The sequence below is a fragment of the Stenotrophomonas terrae genome (genome assembly GCF_001431465.1).
Lineage (GTDB): Bacteria > Pseudomonadota > Gammaproteobacteria > Xanthomonadales > Xanthomonadaceae > Stenotrophomonas > Stenotrophomonas terrae.
The window spans coordinates 1-643 of record NZ_LDJJ01000129.1; the positions used below are offsets into that span (position 1 = coordinate 1).

Sequence of the window (643 nt, forward strand, 5' to 3'; positions counted from 1 at the left end):
GTGTTCGTTGGCCGCCGCACTGCCACTGGCGCGCAGCTGCTCCAGTACATGCACCGCGGTTGCGGTATGCGGGCAGAACACTTCGCCATGATCGCGGTAGCGGGCGGCAATCGTGTCGCGGATGGTGGCGTCGCTCACCGCCTGCGAGGTGAACCCAGCGCGCAAGGCCGCATCATCGCCGTTATACAGCCAGCGCAGCCGCTCGAAGTTGCTCGGCGCACCAACGTCCATGGCGTTGGCCAGGGTGGCAACGCTGGCCTTGGGCGCATAGTCGGCGCCACTGAAATAATCCGGCAACACGCGATTGGCATTGGTCGCCAATACGATCCGCCCCAATGGCACACCCAGCGCTCGCGCCATCACCGCCGCCATCGCATTGCCCAGGTTGCCGGTGGGAATAACGAAGTTCAACAGGCCGCCATGCGCGGCCTGATGGTTGAGCGCCGCATGCGCGTAATAGCTCATCTGCGGCAGCAATCTGCCCAGGCTGATGCTGTTGGCCGAGCTCAGCGGCACCTGTGCCTGCAGCTCGGTGTCGCCCAGCGCCTGCTTGGCCATGGCCTGGCAGTCATCAAACGAGCCGGCCACGCGCAGTGCGCGAATATTGTCACCCAGGCAACCCAGCTGATGTGCCTGCCGCGGC

The 643-nt window shown here is 65.2% G+C and carries 1 protein-coding gene; it reads right to left on the bottom strand.

From position 1 onward, the window contains the following. On the bottom strand, positions 1-643 hold a 643-nt coding region (locus tag ABB27_RS19055), incomplete at both ends, for a PALP domain-containing protein (RefSeq protein WP_152984704.1).